The organism is Paraburkholderia dinghuensis, assembly GCF_003837865.1.
In the GTDB taxonomy this organism is placed as follows: domain Bacteria; phylum Pseudomonadota; class Gammaproteobacteria; order Burkholderiales; family Burkholderiaceae; genus Paraburkholderia; species Paraburkholderia dinghuensis.
This window is the reverse complement of the sequence record NZ_RQIS01000006.1, coordinates 24499-44618: the sequence shown is the minus strand read 5'-3', so window position 1 is coordinate 44618 and position 20120 is coordinate 24499. Positions and strand designations below refer to the sequence as shown.

Sequence of the window (20120 nt, the reverse complement as noted above, 5' to 3'; positions counted from 1 at the left end):
GAATTACTGATCTAATTCGCCGAACGTCATGACAATTATCGCCATTTCAGGTAGCCCATCGTCCACGTCAAGAACGCAACGACTGCTATCGCATCTGCTCTCGCTACTAGAACACGACGGTAGGGAAACGAGACTGCTATCGCTTTCCTCGCTTCCCGGCGACGCCGTAGTCCGCGCCGATGTCACGGCACCAGAAATCGCGCGGGCCCTCGCGAACATCGACAAAGCCAGCGTTGTGATTGTCGGCACGCCGATATACAAGGCCGCGTACAGCGGTTTATTGAAAATTTTTCTCGATCTGCTGCCGCAACGTGGTCTCGACGGAAAAATCGTCCTCCCGATCGCCACAGGGGGCAGCGAGGCCCACCTGCTCGCGCTGGACTACGCGTTGAGGCCCGTCCTCCAGTCATTGGGAGCCGATATCGTTCTCCCCTCGGTGTACGCACTTGACCGGGACATCGTATGGAACGCGGACGGTGACGTCACACTCGACGAACCATTGCGTGCGCGCGTGCACGGCGCCTCGCAGCAAATCGGCACACTGGTCGAACGCCTATACGCGCGTTCCTATACCGCGGCAACCGGCATGTGTGTCGAACCCGCTGCGCGAGTCGCAGCCTGAACCCGCATCGCCGCGACCGTTTCGTTACCTGCGCAACGAAACGAACCTGCATCGCCCCTCTTGCTCCAGAGTCTCCCCGATGACCACCTCTCTTTCGACAATCACTCAATTGAAGCGCCATACGGCGACATTCCTGTTTGCCGTCCTGGCAGCCCTGCTGTTCACCGTCTTCCAGACATCCGCGCGCGCGGCCGCCACCGAAATCCGGATCGGCTGGCAAAAAGGCAGTGACCTCGCGGTGATAAAGGCAAAAGGTACATTCGAAAACACGCTGAAACAGCAAGGCATATCGGTCCAATGGATTGAATTCCCGGCCGGACCACAAATGCTCGAGGGGCTCAACGTCGGTGCGATCGATCTAGGTGCCGTTGGGGAAACACCGCCGGTGTTCGCCCAGGTCGCCAATGCGAATCTGCTCTACGCAGGCGTCCAACCGCCCGCACCGGCGGCGGAAGCACTGCTCGTGCCGAAATCCTCGCCCATCAAGACCCTTGCCGATCTCAAGGGAAAGCGCGTTGTGCTCAACCGCGGCTCGAACGTGCATTACCTGCTGGTCCAATTGCTTGCGCAGGCGCATTTGAGCTACGACGACATCAATGTCTCTTACCTGAAACCGTCCGATGCTTACGCGGCGTTCCAAAGCGGCAATGTCGATGCATGGGTGATCTGGGATCCGTATGCAACGGCCGCCGTCGCCCAGCTCGACGCGCGCGTTCTCGCCGATGCGCGTGGCGTGGCGAACAATCACCAGTTTTACATCGCGTCGCGCAGCTTCGCGCAAGCACACCCCGACACTTTGAAATTCGTGCTGGCGCAAGCGAATAACGAAAGCCTGTGGATTGGTCAGCATGAGAAGGAGGCGGCACAGATTTTCGCGTCGCAAACGGGCTTGCCTGTTGAGGTTGCCGAACGCTCACTGGGTCACTCGACGTATGGCGTCAAGTTGCTCGATGCCGACGTTGTGAGCAGCCAGCAGCGCATTGCCGATACGTTCTTCCGTCTCAAGCTGATTCCGAAGCAGATCGACGTGGCGTCGGCGGTCTGGCGTCCCGCGCCTTGAGTTGTATCGACATCGCGTCATAATTGGCGGAGAAATTCGCGTTCGTGGTGCTATATTCAGCCACCAGATCAGAGATCATCGGGCGACACAGCGTCGCCCGATGTTTTAATGGCGCGCACAACGATCAATCGAGAACGAATGCCCCGCGTTATGCAACCGCAAACGTTTTGGCGCGCCGATAAAACAAACACGTACAAACGAAGCGAAGGCACACTGAACTTTGCGTTTCGCAAACGGCTGCGCATCGCGCTTTTCGAAACCAACGCTTTCCTGTTGCCAATCGCTCTCCTGGTGAGCCGGACCCTCAGCGCATTTTCCGATTTGCAGTAAATTCCGTTTTTCTTTTGGAGTGTTGACATGACAGAACAAAAAAAACCTGATTGGCGACTCGAAACGCTCGCCGTACACGGTGGCTATCGGCCCGACCCGACCACGCGCGCCGTTGCGGTACCGATCTATCAGACGGTGGCCTATGCCTTCGACGATACTCAGCACGGCGCCGATCTGTTCGATCTCAAGGTCCCGGGGAACATCTACACGCGCATCATGAACCCGACGCAGGATGTACTCGAACAGCGCGTCGCGGCGCTCGAGGGCGGCGTGGCAGCGCTCGCGCTTGCTTCGGGCCAGGCGGCGGTCACCTATGCGATCCAGACCATCGCGGAAGCCGGCGACAATATCGTCGCTGCCAGCGCGCTTTACGGCGGTACGTTCAATCTGTTGGCGCATACGCTGCCACTCTCCGGCATCACCACGCGCTTTGCGGACCCGCGCAAGCCCGAGTCGTTCGAGCCGCTCATCGACGCCAACACAAAGGCGATCTTCGCGGAGTCCGTCGGCAATCCCCTTGGCAACATTACCGACATCGCGCGGCTCGCGGAAATCGCTCATCGTCACGGCATTCCCCTTATCGTCGACAATACGGTGCCCTCGCCTTACCTGCTGCGCCCATTCGAGCACGGTGCGGACATCGTCGTGCACTCGCTGACGAAGTATCTGGGCGGCCACGGCACGAGCCTCGGCGGCGCGATCGTCGATTCGGGCAAATTCCCCTGGGCAGAGCACAAGCGGCGCTTCAAGCGGCTCAACGAGCCGGACGTGAGCTATCACGGCGTCGTCTACACGGAGGCATTCGGGCCGGCTGCGTATATCGGCCGCGCGCGCGTCGTACCGCTGCGCAACACAGGCGCAGCGATTTCTCCGTTCAACGCATTCCAGATCCTGCAGGGTATCGAAACGCTGGCGCTGCGCATGGAGCGCATCACGGATAACGCGCTTCGGGTCGCGAAGTTCCTCAAAGGTCACTCGCGCGTCGAATGGGTGAACTATGCAGGACTGCCGGACCATCCCGATCACGCGCTCGTGCAGCGCTATCTCGGGGGACGCGGCCCCGGTCTTCTTACCTTTGGGCTCAAGGGTGGCCTTGCAGCCGGCGCAGCGTTCCAGGACGCGCTGCAGCTCTTCACCCGGCTCGTCAATATCGGCGATGCGAAGTCGCTCGCCACGCACCCCGCCTCGACCACGCACCGGCAACTTTCGCCCGAAGAATTGCGCAAGGCTGGCGTGAGTGAAGAAACCGTGCGCCTGTCGATCGGCATCGAGCATATCGACGATCTGCTCGCGGACCTCGATCAGGCGCTGGCTCGCGCCTGACGAAGTTAACCGGACCAATTCGCGCCGTCTTGCCGGCATGACAGTGCACCCAGGCAGTGCATTCGCAAACAACGCGCAGCGAGAGCCGCTACGTAACGCATAGGCTTTCGCCCTCGCCCGCCCCTGTACGTGGTCGGGCGAGGGATAGCGCAACGCGCGGCGTGCGCGAACATCTGCTCCCACACCGGAAACTCGCGCGGCAACGGCGGCGGCCGGTGCGATATGCGCTACAGCACGCGCAGCAGCGCGAGCCTTGGCGCCGTGATGCCAATCGACTTGTGCGTGTCGATGACGGAGCTTACCGAATCGTTCGGCAGAGTGAGGCCTCTTTACGTTTTTGATTGTTGTCGTCTTGTTCAACGAACAGGCAATTGCGTTATCGGCGGCATGATACCGCCGAGGAGCAACACGACTACGAGCGACATTCTTTATATCATTCGCGAAATGATGGGATGGCGATCAATGATGTGACACTTCACCACCGCCAACACATGCAAGAAAAGCATTATTACAAGGGTTGCGGTACTGTAGCGATGTATTTTGAAAAAGAAGTCATTAACGTCATTAACCGCAATCGGCCGAGGCACGTAAAACAACCCGAAGAAATTGTAGCCGTGCTTCAACATCAAAAATCCACTAATTAGAACCGTGAAAATAATGATGTAGAATACTTCATGCGCGAAATTCGCCGCACTGTTTCTTTTTGCAGGCACCTGGCCTGGCTTGTTGATGGAAGGCCTGAAAAAGCGCCAGACGAATCGGCCGCACATCAGCACCGTAACCACTGTCGCCAAAGACATGTTCAGTACAGAGAAAAAATTGTGCACGCCTGGCGAAGAAATATAGTTCAAGCTATAGCCAACGATGGATGCATATATAATACCTGTCGCGACCGCCCAATGAAGGTAGCGAGTAAAACGATCGTAACGCGGGATGTGACGGTTAGTAAGCATGAGTATTAAATTTCAAAGAGAAATGGTTCGAAATTCGGAGTCGTAGCCGCGTAGCATTTCTGCGGGTGCAGCATCAATGGTGTCGCAGATTCAGATGATTGCACTCCGCTATCGATATTTGTAATAATCCGGTAACTCCTGCTCACGTCATAAAGGACGGAACGACGATGAGCACGAAGATGGAAAACGCCCTGCGAGCGAAACCGCAAGCAATCGCACCACGTCTACGCCCAGCCCGACGACATGCAACACTGCAGCGGGATGCAGAAAGCACACATCGACAACGATCGCGTCCCATTAATTGGATCGTAGTGCCCTATTACTTGACAGGCCGATTCCCCATCACCTAGCCTTTCTGGATCAGGTCGCTCGCACCTGGTCGATGGGGGAGACACATGAAAAGTCTGCAGAAAGCTCTGTATCCCACGGCAATTGGCATGCTGATGACGGTCGCGTTGTCGACGCAGGCTCTTGCGGCGGGTCCGAAGGTGGTAAGCGGACCGGGCGCGGATCCCGCCTGCTTCAAACCTGAATCGGCCAGCACGAAATTCTTCCAGTGGCCGGCAAAACATGGTCCCTACCGGATCGCTCTGGTCAACGGATTCATCGCCAACGACTGGCGCGTCCAGATGATCCGCGTCGCCAAAGCCTACGTGGCCCAGCCCGCGGTCCAGAAGGACGTCAAGGAATTCAAGGTCGTCTCGGTCGGGCAGGACGTTGCCGCGCAGATTGCCGCCGCCAACAATTTCATCGATCAGGGCTTCGACACGATCATTGTCGACGCCAACAATTCCGCGGCCTTTAAAAGCGTGGTGCGTAAGGCCAATGAAAAGGGCGTGGTCGTCGTATCGTTCGACAACGTAATCGACGACCCCGCGCAGATTTCGGTCAACGTCAATCAACTCGGCCTCGGCGAGATGGCGGCGAATTTCCTGCTGAAGCAAGCCAAACCCTCGGGCGATCTCACCTTCCTGCACGTTCGCGGCCCGTCCGGCCAGCCGGTGGACCTCGCGCGCAACGACGGCTTTCATCAAGTGCTCAACAAGTCGGGCCGTACGGTGAAAGTGGTCGACGTGATCGGCAACTGGGCGCCGGGCGACGCGCAAAAAGCAACCGCCGACGCCATCTCCGCGGGGGGCATGTTCGACGGCCTCTACGTCCAGGGCGGCACGCAGGGCGCAGTTCAGGCGATGCTCGATGCCGGCAAATTCAAGGCGCCGATTTCGGGTGAAACGGAAAACGCCTATCGCCTGCTCTGCAATAAAGCCAACCTGACTTGCCAGTCGGGCGGCACCGGCCCGGCGCAGAGCGCGGTGGCCATCAAGACGGCTATCTCGGCGCTGCAGGGCAACGTGATTCCGCAAACCATCGCGCTGCCCACGTCGGTCGATTTTTCGCCATTTACACCGGGCAAGAACGTTTTCCCGAATCTGCCGGGCAGCTTCTTCGCCGGCAATAACTTCCCGAGTTGCAACATCGGTTTCTCGGCCGAGGAAATCGCAGCCCAGTCCGGTACGAACAACTGAACTGGAGAACGGCGGCGAGATCCGCCGCCGCGCCGGGCAGGAAGGAGGCACACAGAGATGGCCGAGGGATCGCCGGGATCGCTGCTGCGCGTAGAGGGTATTACCAGGCACTATGGCGGCGTTCGGGCGCTGGAGGACGTGCAATTCGCTTGCCGTGCAGGCTCGATCCACGCGCTTCTCGGCGAAAACGGGGCTGGCAAGTCCACCTTCATCAAGATCCTGTCCGGCGTGGTGCAACCCGACCGCGGCCGCATCTATCTCGGCGGCGCAGAGGTCAGCTTCGCCACTCCCAAAGCGGCAGCGGATGCGGGGATATCCTGCATTTTCCAGGAGCTTTCGCTGCTGCCCGATCTCACCGTCGCGGACAACATCTGCATCGCCGACCGGCCGCGCCGGTTCGGAATGATCGACCGGGCTGCCGAGCGACGGCGAGCGGAAGCCATGCTGGCCCTGATCGGCGGAGAGGACATTCATCCCGCAGCCCCGCTCGGCAGCCTGCCTCTATCGCGCCAGCAGATGGTCGAAATCGCCAAGGCGCTCGCGCGGCGACCCAGGGTCCTGATCCTCGACGAGGCAACCTCCGCCCTGACTGCGGCCGACGTGGGCAAGGTCTTCACGCTCCTGAAGCGCCTGAGAACAGAAGGGCTGGCAATCATCTACATTTCCCACCGGATGCATGAGATCGCCGAGCTTGCCGACGAATGCACCGTTTTCCGCAACGGCCGCTACGTCGAGACTTTTGCCGCCGGAACCCGGTCCGACGATGCGATCGTCGAGATGATGATCGGCCGCGAATATTCAAGCGCCTTTCCGCCGCTTGGCCCGACGAAGCGTGACGGAAAACCCGCCCTTGCGGTCCGCGGTCTCTCATGGACCTCGGAGCTAAAGGACGTTTCACTCGACGTGCAGGCGGGCGAAGTGGTCGGACTCGGCGGACTTGACGGCCAGGGCCAGCGGCAGTTTCTGCTGGCGCTCTTCGGCGTGCTGATCGGAGTCGGTGGCGAAATCGAACTGGACGGCAAGCCGGTGAAAATCGCGAGCCCGCGTCGCGCAAAGTCGCCCGAGTTCGGGCTCGCCCTGATTCCGGAGGATCGAAAGAACGAAGGTTTGATGCTGCCGATGACGGTGCGCGAAAACCTTAGCTTCGCGGCGCTCGATGCAGTGAGTCATTTTGGCCGGATCGACCACAAAGCCGAAGCCCAATTGATCGACGCGGTAGTACGACAGCTTGCGATCAAGTCGGACGGGCTCGATGGCCCCGTGGCCGCGCTTTCCGGCGGCAATCAGCAGAAGGTGGTGATCGGCAAATGGCTGATGACGAAGCCTCGCATCGTACTCCTTAACGATCCGACCAGAGGGATCGACGTCGGCACGAAGCAGGAAATCTATCAGTTGCTGCGGCGGCTCGCGGAGCAAGGGACGGCGATACTGTTCTACTCGACCGATTACGACGAGCTGATCGGCTGCTGCAACCGCGTCGCCGTCTTCTACGACGGCACCATCACGCGGGTGCTGCAGGGTACCGATCTGACCGAGCACAACCTCATCGGTGCGGCGCTGAACTTGACGTCGGCCGCGAACTCGCTCCATTAACCTTCCTGAGGTAGCCGGATGAGCGCGAACGAGAGCCTGATGAAAGGCAGCCGGCACGATGCTGACTGGCGCTACTGGATTGCCGCGCAACGCGGGGCGCTTGCCGCCGCCGCCATCTTTGCCGTGATGTTCGGCGTCTACGGGGCGGCGCAGCCGATGGGGCTAAACTCCGATGTCATCAACACGGCTGCGAACAAGGGTGCGCTGCTGGCCCTTGTCGCCATGGCCCAGACGCTGCCCGTGCTGACCGGCGGCCTCGATCTTTCCGTCGGCATGACTTTCATGCTGACCAATTGCCTCGCGTCGACGATCGTCGTCGGCGGTGCGGGCACAACCGCGCTGGGAATCGTGGGCGTACTCGCGGCAGGTCTCGGCTGCGGGCTGGTGAACGGACTGATCGTCGTCTATGGCCGGCTGCAACCGCTGATCGCCACGCTCGCGACCAGCGCGATCTATTTCGGCATCGCCCTCGCCTTGCGGCCACAACCCGGTGGCGATATCAACGGCGACTTCGCCGACTTGATGACGCGCTCGACCTGGGGCGTGCCCTCGTCCGTGCTGTTGATCCTGGCGGCGATCGTCTTCGTCTGGATGCCCTACCGGCATTCCTCGCTCGGGCGGGCTGCGTATGCAGTGGGTTCGTCGGAGCAGGCGGCGTACATGTCGGGCGTCCCAATCGCGCGGGCGAAGCTTTGGGCCTACACGCTCGCTGGGCTCTTCGCGGCGTTGGGCGGACTCCTGCTGACCTGCATTACCTATTCCGGTGAGGCACGCGCCGCGCTCGGCGGCGACTACACACTGAACTCGATCGCCGCGCTCGTGATCGGCGGCACTTCGCTCTTTGGCGGCTCCGGCGGCGCGGTCGGCTCCGTCTTGGGAGCGTTCGTGATGCGCACGGTAGGCGATCTGCTCATCGTCTTCAATATCAACCCGGTACTGCAACCGCTGTTCGTCGGCGTCGTGCTGCTGTTTGCCGTCAGCCTCGGCTCGCTGCGCCTCTTGCGCGTGCGCAACAAGCTGGACCTCTATCGGTAGGCCACATGCTTCGCTCCCTGCCCAAGATCGACACCGCGACACTAACCGCCTTCGCGTGCATCGTGCTGCTGCTCTTTCTGGGCGCAGCCGCCAAGCCGGGCTTCCTGTCGATCGGATACCTCGTTCAGCAGCTTCAGGTCGCCTCTTTCCTCGGCACGATCGCGACGGGGGAAATGATCGTGATCCTGATGGGGCAAATCGACCTGTCGATTCCCTGGACAATCGCCATGGGCGGCATGATGGCCACCGGAGCGTCGGGGATCCTTGGGCCCGGCCTCGGCGTACCGCTTGCCATTCCGTTCGGTATTTTCTGCGGATTCCTGATTGGTTTGGTGAACGGCCTGGGCGTTGCCTGGCTGCGCGCGCCATCGATGATATTCACGCTCGGCATGAATGCCGTCGCCCAGGGCCTCATGGTCTATCACACCGGCGGCTTTGCACCACAGGATCGGGCCACCGGCCTCATGATCGCCGTCGCTGGCGGCCAGTTGATCCCGGGCGTCCCCAACCCGCTGCTCGTGTGGATCGCCGTCGGGGTGGTCGCGGTCTACATGCTGACGCGCACCCGTCTCGGTCGGCAAATCTACGCAATCGGCAATCGCGAACGGGCGGTGTTTCTCTCCGGCGTCGACACCCGACGCGTCATCCTGATCGCCTTCGCACTGTCCGGCGCCTGCGCTGCGGCCGGCGGTGTGCTGCTGGCCGGTTGGGCGAACCGCTCATACCAGGCGATGGGCGACCCGTACCTGCTGCCGACGATTGCCGCAATCGTGCTCGGCGGCACGAATGTGCTCGGCGGCCGCGGCACCTACCTCGGCACCATTGCGGGCGTCATCCTGATCACGCTTTTGCAGTCGATTCTTTCCGTACTGCAGCCGCAGGACTATTTCGTGCAAATCGGCATCAAACTGCCAGCCGATGTCTTCCGCCAGGTCGTTTTCGGGCTCGTGATCATCGTGATGATGATGCTGTATGGGCGGGAAAGAGTGATTCGCTGAGCGGTCCACTGGCAGTGAAAGCTGCGCGCAGCGGCCGCTAATGTGTTCTGCCGGCCAAAAAAATCACGTCCAAACGATGGAATCGCTGCACTCGATCTGGAGCAGTTCGTGACCCGCCGATTCAGCGGTTCCGCACGAAATTCCACAATCTTGTGACCAGCGAACTCCTTTTCTTCCGCGCCAGCGCGACCTGCTTGCTAGCCTCAGTGACGTGCTCACGAATAGCGGACTCTGTCGCATCGCCATAACACCGGATCAACTCGTCATAGCACGCCAGCGCTTCGCTGCTGCGTTTCTGCTTGCCAAGTTCAACCCCCTTGTTGCGCAACGCCGCCGCGACCTGCTCGCGAATGGCAGGCTCTGGCGCGTCGCCATAGCGCCGGATCAGTTCGTCATAGCACGCCAGCGCTTCGCTGCTGCGTTTCTGATTGGCAAGTTCAACCCCCTTGTTGCGCAACGCCACCGCGACCTGCTCGCGAATCGCAGGCTCCGGCGCATCGGCATAACGCTGAATCAGTTCGTCATAGCACGCCAGCGCTTCGCTGCTGCGTTTCTGATTGCCAAGTTCAACCCCCTTGTTGCGCAATGCTATCGCAACCCGCTCGCGAATGGCGGGCTCCGGTGCGTCGCCGTAACGCCGGATCAACTCGTCATAGCACGCCAGTTCTTCGCTGCTGCGTTTCTGATTGGCTAGTTCATCCCCCTTGTTGCGCAATGCCGCCGCGACCTGCTCGCGAATCGCAGGCTCCGGTGCATCGCCGTAACGCCGGATCAGCTCGTCATAGCACGCCAGCGCTTCGCTGCTGCGCGTTTGCCTGCCAAGAGCATTCCCCTTGTTGCGCAGCGCCGCCGCAACCTGCTCTTGAATCGCAGGCTCTGGCGCATCGCCGTAACGCTGGATCAGCTCGTCATAGCACTCGAGGCCTTCACTGCTGCGTTGCTGATTATCAAGTTTATCCCCCTTGTAGCGCAACGCTGTCGCGACCTGCTCGCGAATCGCAGGCTCCGGCGCATCGGCATAACGCTGAATCAGTTCGTCATAGCACGTCAGCTCTTCGCTGCCGCGTTGCCGCTTGCCAAGTTCGGCCCCCTTGTTGCGTAACGCCTTGGCGGCCCGTTCCCGCAGTGCCGGATTAGAACTCTCGCCATATCGACGCAGCACTTCCTCAAAATAGCGAAGCTCCTCTTCATGGCGGTCGAGATGACCTAACCAGAATCCCGTGTCGAGCAGTGCGCGCGCCACTTCTATCTGTAACGGTGCTTCCGGCGCCGCCCCGAACTGTTCGATGACGAGGGCATGGCTTGCAATCGCCTCTTCCAGCCGCCCAAGTTGACCTAGCAGGATGCCGTTATTAACCACCCCGCAGGCTGCTACAGCTCGAATAGATGCCGACTCATCGGCTCCAAACTGCGCGAACAGTTCACGCCGGCAAGCTAAAACCTGTTCTGGATTGCTGGCGAAACGCTCAGCCCATGCAGCAATGTTCGACAGACTATTGGCCGCACTCCAGCGAACCTGCTGGTCCCTGCTGCGGGCATACCGACGGACGATCTGATCGCGGCAAGCGACCGCCTGCTCATCACGGTGATCTTCCAGCAGCAATTGGGTTTTTGTCTCCAGGGCATCCAGCAAGACGTCATCCAGGCGCCCCTCAGGGTCAGCTCCACACTGTGCGATCAACTCATCCAGCGACACCTCTGCCACATCTGGGCCCTGCAATTGCCAAAGCAGCCTTGCCCTTACGTAGTACGCGCGCGCAACCAGCCAGCGTAATTCAGGTTCCTGAGCGCTTCCTTCCCGCTGGATCAGGGCCTCACAGGACGCCAGCGCCTGATCAGGACTCTCGCTCCACTGCAGGAAGCACTTCCGTCGCCACGCTCTGGCAACTTCCACACGGCATATGATCGTGTCCGAACTCGCGTAACGCTTGACCAGGCTGTCGATGCATTCGAGTATCCGCCCGTCGCGCCCCAAACTGGATAACCGATCCAGTTTCCGCGACATAACCTGTGCGATGGTGCCCTCGAAACGGTCATCGCCAACGGCACCGAAGCGGCCAATAATTCTGTCCAGACAATCAATTTCTTTTTCGATCTTTCCCTGGGCGCCGAACGCATCTCCCTTGTCGATCCATGCCCGAATAATCAGGTCATCAAATTCGTATTCAGAGGAATCAATCCCATGGATCGCTTCCTCGTAGCAGGAGATGGCTTCATCGTATCGTTGCTGGTTGACCAGGGCCGCTCCAGCATTGACTAATGAAAGGTACCGCTCATGCGAAGCTACACTCGAATCCGCAACCAGCCGGAAAATCCGCTGCGCCTTATCATCCTTGTTTTGACCATACGCATAGAGAGCCATCAAGAACTCAACATTGGATTTTCTTGCATCGCTCTCCGTCTGTAATGCTAATTCGATCAAACGTAGCTCTGAGTTATCCAACTGCCGGCCCGGAAAAAGCGGGCCTAACTGCTCAATAAATTCCAGATACATTATTAATTTACCTTACGATAAGCTCACTTCACTAAGAGTGACTAGTTTTCCTTGCTCTCCGCGTGAATCTGGGCTATTGCATCCCGGATAATTTATCCGGCGACCGCTGTTCGCTCCATCAGACGAGTCCGGTTTAACGTGACAAAGCCATTCTGGCCACTTGAACGAACCTCGCCAGACGTTTCATAAATATTCGCAAGAAATTCGTTTGAAAATCGGAGCCATATCCGCGTGGCAACTCAGCGAGTGCGGCGTCGATGGTGTCGCGCCCCCAGGTGATTGCACGCCGCCATCTCTATATCAGGCGTCGCCAGAGGATCTCGTTCATGTTCACGCTCAGCCTGCTGGAGCTTGCCGAGGGTGGCTGGTGTCCTGGCAAATGCCTCTTCGCCGCGCTTTTTTGAGCGAGAAACGGTTTGCTTGAAAGAAAAGCCGTTGCGCTTGCGTGCATCACCCAGCGTTTCGATCTACCAGGGCAGAGGTTAGTTGAGCGCGACTTCAAGGCCCTGGGCGATGCGGCCCAATGTCAGCGGCTCAGCGCGCGCAATCTCCAGGCCACAGCGATTTGTGCCTCACTCAGCAACGCATACCGTCCGCCGTTCTGAGCACCCATCAAGCCGCATATGCCGCGCTCGCGCCAGGCGTACGACCCGTTGTAGACACCTTAACCGTTCACGCCCAACTGGTCCGCAATGGGAGGGGCTTGAGGCCGCGGTCGTGCATCAGCAAGCCCGCCGTACTCACTGAACTGCCACGCGGATATGGCTCCGATTTTCAAACGAATTTCTCGTGAATACTTAATGCCCGAAACGGAACCACGGCGAAACTAACGCGACTCATGGGCGGCTCAGTGAATGCCGGGCCACCAGCCTTTCAAATCCTGACGCAAAACAGGCATCCGGAGAATCCCTACCCCTCCAGTCGCAATGCGACAACATGCCCCAGCGAAACCGTCAACCCTTCCACGTTCCACACTTGACGCCAAATATCGGCCAAACAACATTTTCGCGCAGGGCCAATGATTGCTGGCTTATATCAAAAAACATGAATCTCCATCACTCGATGATTACCTGACGATATATGCTACCCAGCAAATTCTAAATAATAAGTACCGTTGGAGGTATTCGCGTACTGCAAACCCAGGACTGCGGGGAAACACAGAAATGAATTTAACAAGGATTCGACCTGGCGACATCGCCGTGGGCAACCCGGCTGGTTTCTCGATCTACTCCGTCCAAGGCAAGCTGCTTTTGAAAAGCGGTCAACTCATCGCATCCCAATCGCTCCTCGATCAGGCGCTTCGCTCCGGGTACCGCGATAGTGCCGAGCCGGACAACGAAAATGAGTCGGCGAATCACGAATCGACGCTGCTTTTTTGTCGATCGGCATCCAGGGTGACTTCCGCCGAGTCCGACGCCGTCGAGTGGACTACACACGCGGCGCTGCCCAATCTTGCACAACGCGTGGAGTTCTTTCAGCTGTCGCTCGAAAATTCGACAGAAAGGCTTGGCGTGAATCTGCTCGGCGTTATTCCGGAGAAAGCGATTCTCGTCGGCCGCACCGCTGACGGCAGCCCCGCGAACCTCGTCCCCGACACGGTCTACGACGCCACGATGTTTGCTGGCACTCGCCTGTTCCGGTTCCAGACTCAACTACTGCCCGACAGCTCGGCTCCGTTTGACTGCTGGTTCCTCGAATATCCGAAAGGTATCGCTCAGGCTCCAGTGCGCAGACACTGGCGCGTCGCAACGTCGGTTCCGGCGAAGCTGCAATCCGGCGAATACGAAAGCCCCGTCGCCGACGTAACGGTGGTCAATATCAGCGTGACAGGTGCTGGTATCAAAGCCCCGCAAAACTTTCTTGCCCTTGGGCAGTATGTGTCGCTCGCAATGAACCTTCGTGTTGACGAGCGAATGCGCCCGGTTACGGTGTACGCAACCGTCCGGAATCGGCGAACGGAATCGAGCCGCGTCCACTATGGCCTGGAGTTCGTCCGGACAGCCGATGAGGTACGGCGCAATCTTAAGGATTTCGTCCTGGAACAGATGGCGCACTTCTAGACCGCGCGTGGAATGCTCTGCGATACCCGGCCCCCATCAACGCGATGCGCTGGGGATTTCGTCTCGATCTGCCGATGTGTGAGCCGCGGTGTCGGTGACAATTGCCGGCACGAAAACGAAATGCAGCGCGGCGCTGCAATATTCGGCGCCCGCGCAATTTGATCAGGATCGCGAATTTTATTGAAGAGGCTGACCGGGTTCCGCTGGACTGGTTGGCCCCATGGACACGCTGTTACTCCGAACTGCAGGCGGCGGCATACGTCGAGTCACGTCGCTCCCATATGGCCCGCCCGCAAACCACCGCTCACCGATCGCCCTGCTCCAGGCTTTAACCCAGCGAGTGGCCATGATTCGCTCGGCCTCGCCGTCGGCACTCAGCAGCCGCTTCATTGCCAGACCCAGGCGATAAATGGCATACCGCTTGCTGCGCGCTTCCATTCCGGCTCGCGAATTCATCGTTCTGCCTCTTTGGGCTGTATGACGCACAAAGCAACGGGGCAGTACGCAAACCCGCCCATCACAGATGTGGCGACCGAACCGGGATCGTATCAGTGAGATCGCGCGACCGTTCGTGTGTTAGCGAACAAACGCGAGAGCGGCATCATTCGGAAGATCATCGAGTGCGCGACTACCGTCGCGTCGAGCCTCAGTTTCGCCACCGAAAGTGGTTTCACTGTACGCAATGACTTTAAAGCCGCTTCCGGCCGCTCTGGGTATTGTGATACCCCAATGCCATCCGCCTTCCTGTTCGAAGACATGAAGCGTCGGAGAAGGGTGCTGCGTTGAAAGTCGAGCCGTCATTTCCCCTCCCCTTTTCAGGAACATGCGAGACACCCCGCGAACCTGGGAAGTGTATGCAGTATTTTGCTGCATCGCAATAAGCAATAACCTTAATGGCAGCGGTACGCCAATACGCTTTGGCGAGCGGTAGTCGGCGTCACGCGTTCGCATACATATTTGCCGCGGATCCATTCGTGAATCCGGCGGAAATCCCGGCCAAAGGGTTCCAGATTCGGAACGACGTTTTTTGCAAGGCTTCACGGGAATATCAACAAAGTGTGTGTCGCTCAGCATCGTCCCGATCGCTTTTAAAAGCGAAGACGCCGTGCCCATCCAGGCGATGCGGAAGCCGTTTTTCGCACCGGCAACACGTCTGAATCAACCCCACCCAACCCCGGGCACGCCTGCGAGCACCAGACACAGTCCGTTTACACATCCGGCGCATAATGAACCACTGACGATGCATTGATGGTCACCCGTCGAGGAGGACGCCATGCACGCGAAGAACGAAGAAGTCGTCGCGCACCTGCTCTCTGATGTCGTCGAATTCGCGCGTGGACGATTGCCGGAACCCGCCTTCCAGATAGTCGAACCCTTTCTCCAGCATTACTACGATTTCGCCGACACCGACGATCTCAAGAGCCGCAGCATCGCGGACCTCTACGGCGCCGCCATGGGACACTGGCAGACCGCGCAGCGCTTCGTGCCGGGCAGCGAGCGGCTGCGCGTCTACAACCCGATCCTGGAACAGCACGGCTGGCATTCGGACCACACGGTCGTCGAGATCGTCAACGACGACATGCCGTTTCTCGTCGACTCCGTGACGATAGCCGTGAACCGCCTCGGCCTCGCGCTCCATTCGGTCCTGCACCCCGTCTTCCGCATATGGCGCAGCAAGGACGGTGGCATCAGCCGCGCGAGCGTGGGTAGTGCGAGCGCCGACGATGGCCAGTCGCAACTCGCCTCGTTCATGCACTTCGAAGTCGATCGATGCGGCGACGCAAAACTCGATGCGCTGCGCGACGAGATCGCGCGCGTCCTGGTTGACGTACGCGCATCGGTCGAGGACTGGCCGAAGATCCTCGACGTCGCGCGCGAGACGATCAAGATCATGAAGTCCCGAGAGAAGACCGCGGAGGACATTGAGGCGCGGGCTTTTCTGGAATGGATGGTCGCCGATCATTTCACTTTTCTCGGGCAGCGAGACTACGCGCTCGTCTCGCTCGATAATGGCTACGGCCTGCGAGGCATGCAGGAATCGGGCCTTGGCATCCTGCGGGCCGCGCTGCGCCCGCCCGGTGCGCCCGATGTCACGCCGTTGTCACCTGCCGCCGCCGACATCGTCTCCGGTGCGTGGCCGATCTTCCTGACGAAGGCCAATTCGCGCGCAACGGTTCACCGTCCCGGCTATCTGGACTACGTGGGTGTCAAGGTCGTTGGGCCCGATGGCAAAGTCACGGGCGAACGGCGTTTTCTCGGGCTCTACACGTCGACCGCCTATACGGTGTCGAGCGCGGAGATCCCGATCGTGCGGCGCAAATGCGCGAACATCGTGCACCGCGCGGGCTTTCTGCCGAAGGGGCACCACGGCAAATCGCTCGTGACGGTGCTCGAAACCTGGCCGCGCGACGAACTGTTCGACGCGGATGAAGACCAGCTCTACGACGTCGCACTCGGCGTGCTGCGTCTGCAGGAACATCAGCGCACGCGGCTTTTCGTGCGACGCGACCGCTTCGACCGGTTTGTGTCGTGCCTCGTGTTCGTCTCGCGGGACAAGTACAACACCGATCTGCGCCACCGCGTCTCGCGCCTGCTCATGCAGGCCTTCAATGGCGTGTCCATCGAGTTCACGCCGCTTTTGTCAGAGTCGACGATCGCGCGTATTCATTTCGTCGTGCACGCCGAACCCGGCACCATGCCCGACGTCGATACGCGCGAACTCGAAGCACGGCTCGTGCAGGTGACGCGCCGCTGGCAAGACGATCTCGCCGATGCACTACTCGACGCGTACGGCGAAGAACAGGGCAACCGTCTGCTGCACCGCTACGGCGACTCGTTTCCCGCCGGGTATCGCGACGACTATCCCGCACGCACCGCAGTACGCGACATTGAATTGATCGAAGGCGTACAGGGCACGCCGCGCCTCGCGATGAATCTCTACCGCCCCATCGAAGCGGGCCCGCGCGAATTCCGCTTCAAGGTCTACCACTCGGCGGAACCGATCGCGCTCTCGCGAAGTCTGCCGATGCTCGAACATCTCGGTGTGCGCGTCGAAGAAGAACGACCCTATCTGATTCCGGTGCCTGAGCGCGCGCCAGCGTGGATACACGATTTCGGCCTCGAGGTGGCCGACGACACCGAATTCGACATCGAACGTGTAAAAGGTCTGTTCGAAGACGCATTCGATCAGGTCTGGAACGCTGGAATCGAAAACGACAATTTCAACCGCCTGGTCCTGCGCGCGCAGCTCAGTGCGCGTGAAGTCACCATCCTGAGGGCGTATGCGAAATATCTACGGCAGGTGGGCTCGATGTTCAGCGACGCGTATATCGAACGCGCGCTCACCGGCAATCCGGCAATCGCACGGCAGCTCGTCGAACTGTTTCTCACGCGCTTCGATCCGCATGCGGGCAAGACGCGCGACGCGCAAGCCGAGCTTCAGTTGACGGCGATCGAAAGCGCGCTGGACCAGGTGCCCAATCTCGACGAGGACCGCATTCTCCGGCAGTTTCTCGGTGTCATCAACGCGACGGTGCGCACGAACTATTTTCTTCGCGACGCGAACGGACAGCCGAAATCCTCGCTGTCGTTCAAGTTCGATCCGGCGAAGGTGCCGGGCCTTCCCGAACCGAAGCCGATGTTCGAAATCTGGGTGTACTCGCCGCGCGTGGAGGGTGTGCATTTGCGCGGCGGACGCGTCGCGCGCGGCGGCCTGCGCTGGTCCGACCGCCGCGAAGACTTCCGCACGGAAGTGCTCGGCCTGATGAAGGCACAGATGGTGAAGAACGTGGTCATCGTGCCGGTCGGCTCGAAAGGCGGCTTCGTCGTGAAGAACCCGCCACCGCCCTCCGACCGCGAGGCCTGGATGCGCGAGGGCATCGCGTGCTATCAGACCTTCCTGCGCGGCCTGCTCGATCTCACCGACAACCTCGTCAACAACGCTGTCGTACCGCCGCCCGACGTCGTGCGCCGCGATACCGACGATCCGTATCTCGTCGTCGCGGCCGACAAGGGCACGGCCACTTTCTCCGACTACGCGAACGCGATCTCGCAGGAATACGGCTTCTGGCTCGACGACGCGTTCGCCTCCGGCGGCTCGGTCGGCTACGACCACAAGAAGATGGCCATCACCGCGCGCGGCGCCTGGGAGTCGGTGAAGCGGCACTTCCGCGAAATGGGCATCGATACACAGACAACCGATTTCACGGTGGCAGGCGTCGGCGACATGTCGGGCGACGTCTTCGGCAACGGCATGCTGCTCTCGCCGCATATCCGGCTTGTTGCGGCGTTCGATCACCGGCATATTTTCCTCGACCCGAACCCCGATCCGGCGTCGAGCTTCGCCGAGCGCCAACGCCTCTTCGCGCTGGAGCGTTCCAGCTGGGCCGACTACGATCCCACCAGAATATCGGCAGGCGGTGGCGTCTTTTCGCGCACCGTGAAAACGATTCAGCTTTCGCGTGAAGTCCAGACCGTGCTCGGCATCGACGTTCCTGCGCTGACACCGAGCGAACTGATTCGGGTCATCCTGCTGGCGCCGGTCGATCTGCTCTACAACGGCGGCATCGGCACCTATGTGAAGGCGGCGCATGAAACCAACGCGCAGGTGGGCGACCGCGCCAACGACGCCGTGCGCGTGAACGGCGCGGACCTGCGCTGCAAGGTCGTGGGTGAAGGAGGAAACCTGGGTGTTACGCAGTTCGGGCGCATCGAATTCGCACTGCATGGCGGCCGCATCAACACGGACGCCATCGACAATTCAGCCGGCGTTGATTGTTCGGATCACGAAGTGAATATAAAGATCCTCCTCGGGTTGGTAGTCGCGGACGGCGAAATGACCGAAAAGCAGCGCAACGCACTGCTTGCCGAAATGACCGACGAAGTCGGCCTGCTCGTGCTGCGCGACAACTACTACCAGACCCAGGCGCTGTCGATCGCGGGCCGTTACGCAGCGCAGATGCTCGACGCCGAAGCGCGACTGATGCGCTCGCTGGAACGCGCCGGCCGGCTGAACCGCGCGATCGAATTCCTGCCCACCGAAGAAGAGATCGCAGAGCGCCAGGCCGCGAAGCTCGGCCTCACGTCGCCGGAACGTGCCGTTCTTCTCGCCTACAGCAAGATGTGGTTATACGATGCCCTGCTCGACTCGAACATGCCCGAAGATCCGCTTGTCGCGTCGATGCTGGTCGATTACTTCCCGAAGCCGTTGCAGCAGCGCTTTAGCGAGCCGATGCGCCGTCATCCACTGCGCCGCGAGATTCTGGCAACCCATCTGACCAACGCGCTCGTGAATCGCGTCGGCTGCGCGTTCGTGCATCGTCTGATGGACGAAACCGACGCAACGCCGGGCGATATCGTGCGCGCCTGCATCCTCGGGCGCGATGTGTTCGACCTCGACGATGTCTGGCGAGACATCGATGCGCTCGATAACCGCGTCGCCGACGACGTGCAGGCGCGCATGTTCATCGACGTCGCGCGACTCCTCGAACGCGCGGCGCTGTGGTTCCTACGACACCTGCAATCCGGGGCGGTGGCGGACGGCGGCGTGGGCGAACTGCTCGCGCGTTGCCGCGACGCGGCGCAACGACTTGCGCCGCAGCTCCCGCAACTGCTCCCTGCCGACGATCTCGACGCGTTGTCGGCGCGCCAGCGCGAACTGGTGGAAGCCGGCGTCGAAAGCGGGCTGGCCGCGCGCGCGGCGAGCGGCGACATTTCCGCGGCATTGCTCGATATCGCGGAGGTCTCGGCGGCGTGCAACCAGAAACTGGAACTCGTGGCCGCGGTGTACTTCGCGCTCGGCACGCAACTCAACTACGGCTGGATCAGCGAACGTGCGGCAACGCTTCCCACGCCCACGCATTGGGACACGATGGCACGCGCGTCTGCAATGGCCGAGGTGGCACGGCTCAAGCGCGCGCTGACGACGAGCGCACTAGCGCAATCGCCGGAATCGTCCGAGCCCGATGCGATCGTCAGCGCGTGGTGCGTCCGGCGCGAGGCTTCGCTCACCCGCTACACGCAGCTGCTCGGCGATCTGCGAGCCACGGGCGGGGCGAGTCTGGCGGTGCTGCTCGTGGTCGTGAGAGAGATGGCGGCACTGGAGCGGGCGTAGCTCGGCGCAGGAAC

Annotated in this window: 13 protein-coding genes and 1 pseudogene; 11 read left to right on the top strand and 3 right to left on the bottom strand. The window is 60.4% G+C overall.

From position 1 onward, the window contains the following. Positions 1-28 precede the first annotated feature (28 nt). The 4 genes from ssuE (at position 29) to D1Y85_RS09610 (ending at position 3335) form a co-directional block, all read left to right on the top strand. Entirely contained in the window at positions 29-622 is a 594-nt protein-coding gene (ssuE, locus tag D1Y85_RS09625; protein WP_124150826.1) for an NADPH-dependent FMN reductase, read from the top strand. A 79-nt stretch (positions 623-701) separates the two neighbouring features. Continuing rightward, a complete protein-coding gene (locus D1Y85_RS09620) occupies positions 702-1682 on the top strand; it encodes a sulfonate ABC transporter substrate-binding protein (protein WP_124151041.1) in 981 nt (326 codons plus the stop codon). Between the two features lie 138 nt (positions 1683-1820). Further along, complete coding sequence (locus D1Y85_RS09615) at positions 1821-2012, top strand: hypothetical protein (RefSeq protein WP_124150825.1); 192 nt, start codon at positions 1821-1823, stop codon at positions 2010-2012. Positions 2013-2039: 27 nt separating this feature from the next. Beyond that, on the top strand, positions 2040-3335 hold the full coding sequence (locus D1Y85_RS09610) for an O-acetylhomoserine aminocarboxypropyltransferase/cysteine synthase family protein (RefSeq protein ID WP_124150824.1): 1296 nt from the start codon (positions 2040-2042) through the stop codon (positions 3333-3335). A gap of 155 nt (positions 3336-3490) precedes the next feature. On the opposite strand, the pseudogene D1Y85_RS27500 reads toward D1Y85_RS09610, so the two are convergent. Both D1Y85_RS27500 and D1Y85_RS09600 read right to left on the bottom strand, forming a co-directional pair. Next, positions 3491-3655, bottom strand: a pseudogene (locus D1Y85_RS27500) (cytochrome b); the annotation flags it as partial. 108 nt (positions 3656-3763) lie between these two features. Next, positions 3764-4288 (bottom strand): cytochrome b, encoded by a 525-nt coding sequence (locus D1Y85_RS09600; RefSeq protein ID WP_124150823.1) that lies wholly within the window; start codon positions 4286-4288, stop codon positions 3764-3766. Between the two features lie 395 nt (positions 4289-4683). On the opposite strand from D1Y85_RS09600, the gene D1Y85_RS09595 reads away from it, so the two are divergent. From D1Y85_RS09595 to D1Y85_RS09580, 4 genes are read left to right on the top strand one after another with little or no spacing between them, the layout of a single operon-like run. Continuing rightward, a complete protein-coding gene (locus D1Y85_RS09595; RefSeq protein WP_124150822.1) occupies positions 4684-5814 on the top strand; it encodes a substrate-binding domain-containing protein in 1131 nt (376 codons plus the stop codon). Between the two features lie 57 nt (positions 5815-5871). Then, positions 5872-7407, top strand: a complete 1536-nt coding sequence (locus D1Y85_RS09590; RefSeq protein WP_124150821.1) for a sugar ABC transporter ATP-binding protein — start codon at positions 5872-5874, stop codon at positions 7405-7407. Positions 7408-7446: 39 nt separating this feature from the next. Beyond that, a complete protein-coding gene (locus D1Y85_RS09585; protein WP_124150820.1) occupies positions 7447-8442 on the top strand; it encodes an ABC transporter permease in 996 nt (331 codons plus the stop codon). A gap of 5 nt (positions 8443-8447) precedes the next feature. Next, positions 8448-9440 (top strand): ABC transporter permease, encoded by a 993-nt coding sequence (locus tag D1Y85_RS09580; RefSeq protein ID WP_124150819.1) that lies wholly within the window; start codon positions 8448-8450, stop codon positions 9438-9440. Between the two features lie 121 nt (positions 9441-9561). Here D1Y85_RS09580 and D1Y85_RS09575 read toward each other — a convergent pair whose 3' ends face one another. Continuing rightward, positions 9562-11934: a tetratricopeptide repeat protein gene (locus tag D1Y85_RS09575; protein WP_124150818.1), complete on the bottom strand. Its 2373-nt coding sequence runs from the start codon at positions 11932-11934 to the stop codon at positions 9562-9564. A 257-nt stretch (positions 11935-12191) separates the two neighbouring features. Between D1Y85_RS09575 and D1Y85_RS26985 the strand changes: the two genes are divergently transcribed. The 3 genes from D1Y85_RS26985 to D1Y85_RS09560 all read left to right on the top strand — a co-directional run bounded on the left by D1Y85_RS26985 (position 12192) and on the right by D1Y85_RS09560 (position 20106). After that, positions 12192-12338 carry a hypothetical protein gene (locus D1Y85_RS26985; protein ID WP_185218941.1) on the top strand — a complete coding sequence of 49 codons (147 nt, stop codon included), beginning with the start codon at positions 12192-12194 and terminating at the stop codon, positions 12336-12338. Positions 12339-13097: 759 nt separating this feature from the next. Beyond that, positions 13098-13994 (top strand): PilZ domain-containing protein, encoded by an 897-nt coding sequence (locus D1Y85_RS09570; protein ID WP_221410275.1) that lies wholly within the window; start codon positions 13098-13100, stop codon positions 13992-13994. A 1273-nt stretch (positions 13995-15267) separates the two neighbouring features. Next, complete coding sequence (locus D1Y85_RS09560; protein WP_124150816.1) at positions 15268-20106, top strand: NAD-glutamate dehydrogenase; 4839 nt, start codon at positions 15268-15270, stop codon at positions 20104-20106. Positions 20107-20120 lie beyond the last annotated feature (14 nt).

Bases quoted from the DNA above. Each gene is read 5' to 3' on its own strand.
- ssuE (WP_124150826.1), top strand. From the start codon at position 29: ATGACAATTATCGCCATTTCAGGTAGCCCATCGTCCACGTCAAGAACG.
- D1Y85_RS09575 (WP_124150818.1), bottom strand. From the start codon at position 11,934: ATGTATCTGGAATTTATTGAGCAGTTAGGCCCGCTTTTTCCGGGCCGG.
- D1Y85_RS09610 (WP_124150824.1), top strand. From the start codon at position 2,040: ATGACAGAACAAAAAAAACCTGATTGGCGACTCGAAACGCTCGCCGTA.
- D1Y85_RS26985 (WP_185218941.1), top strand. From the start codon at position 12,192: ATGGTGTCGCGCCCCCAGGTGATTGCACGCCGCCATCTCTATATCAGG.
- D1Y85_RS09620 (WP_124151041.1), top strand. From the start codon at position 702: ATGACCACCTCTCTTTCGACAATCACTCAATTGAAGCGCCATACGGCG.
- D1Y85_RS09570 (WP_221410275.1), top strand. From the start codon at position 13,098: ATGAATTTAACAAGGATTCGACCTGGCGACATCGCCGTGGGCAACCCG.
- D1Y85_RS09595 (WP_124150822.1), top strand. From the start codon at position 4,684: ATGAAAAGTCTGCAGAAAGCTCTGTATCCCACGGCAATTGGCATGCTG.
- D1Y85_RS09590 (WP_124150821.1), top strand. From the start codon at position 5,872: ATGGCCGAGGGATCGCCGGGATCGCTGCTGCGCGTAGAGGGTATTACC.
- D1Y85_RS09600 (WP_124150823.1), bottom strand. From the start codon at position 4,288: ATGCTTACTAACCGTCACATCCCGCGTTACGATCGTTTTACTCGCTAC.
- D1Y85_RS09585 (WP_124150820.1), top strand. From the start codon at position 7,447: ATGAAAGGCAGCCGGCACGATGCTGACTGGCGCTACTGGATTGCCGCG.
- D1Y85_RS09560 (WP_124150816.1), top strand. From the start codon at position 15,268: ATGCACGCGAAGAACGAAGAAGTCGTCGCGCACCTGCTCTCTGATGTC.
- D1Y85_RS09580 (WP_124150819.1), top strand. From the start codon at position 8,448: ATGCTTCGCTCCCTGCCCAAGATCGACACCGCGACACTAACCGCCTTC.
- D1Y85_RS09615 (WP_124150825.1), top strand. From the start codon at position 1,821: ATGCCCCGCGTTATGCAACCGCAAACGTTTTGGCGCGCCGATAAAACA.